This is a genomic window from Streptomyces sp. NPDC085866, assembly GCF_044541035.1.
Lineage (GTDB): Bacteria > Actinomycetota > Actinomycetes > Streptomycetales > Streptomycetaceae > Streptomyces.
The window spans coordinates 1-850 of sequence record NZ_JBITSQ010000032.1 but is presented as its reverse complement, the minus strand read 5'-3'; the positions used below and the strand labels follow the sequence as shown (position 1 = coordinate 850).

General features: G+C 70.7%; 1 rRNA gene and 1 pseudogene. One reads left to right on the top strand and one right to left on the bottom strand.

The annotated features are described in order from the left end of the window. Nucleotides 1-728, top strand: a pseudogene (locus tag ACIF83_RS44835) (hypothetical protein); the annotation flags it as partial. A 29-nt stretch (nt 729-757) separates the two neighbouring features. Here ACIF83_RS44835 and rrf read toward each other — a convergent pair. Continuing rightward, nucleotides 758-850 (bottom strand): 5S ribosomal RNA (gene rrf / locus ACIF83_RS44830); the annotation flags it as partial.

The window sequence follows — 850 nt, the reverse complement described above, 5'->3', positions numbered from 1 at the left end:
CCACCACGGCTGTCGTCACGCCGGTCGTCCCGGCCACGGAAGCCACTGCGCTCACCGCGGTCGCGGTCATCACGGCGGTCGTCACGGCGGTCGTCGCGGCGGAAACCGCCACGATCGCCGTAGCCGCCGCGGCTGTCGTCGCGCCGGTCGTCGCGGCGGTAGGCGGGACGGTCGTCACGGCGCTCACCGCGGTCGCGGTCGTCGCGGCGGAAGCCGCGGTCGCCACGGTCGTCCCGACGCGGCCCACGGTCCCGGTCGTCACGCTGGTACGCCGGACGGGAACCCCGGTGGTCACCCTCACGCCGGTCGTCACGGCGGTCGTCACGGCGGTCGTCGCGGCGGAAACCGCCACGGTCACCACGGTCGCCGTAGCCGCCACCACGGCTGTCGTCACGCCGGTCGTCCCGGCCACGGAAGCCACTGCGCTCACCGCGGTCGCGGTCATCACGGCGGTCGTCACGGCGGTCGTCACGACGGAAACCACCACGGTCGCCACGGTTGTCATCACGCCGGCCGTAACCACCGCGGTCGGTACGGTCGTTGTCCCGACGGAAGCCACCACGGTCACCACGGTCACCGCGGTAGCCGCCGCGATCGCCGCGGTCACCACTGTCCCGTCGCCGCTGGTCGCGCTCCGGCCGGTCTTCGGGAGAGTTGGTGGACATGGTGACTCCTGTCTTCGGTACCGCAAGCATTGTAAAAACGAAAGGACCCCTGGTCCCAGCTGAACGCTGGGACCAGGGGTCCTCCAAAGATTGTTCGGCGGCGTCCTACTCTCCCACAGGGTCCCCCCTGCAGTACCATCGGCGCTGTGAGGCTTAGCTTCCGGGTTCGGAATGTAACCGGGCGT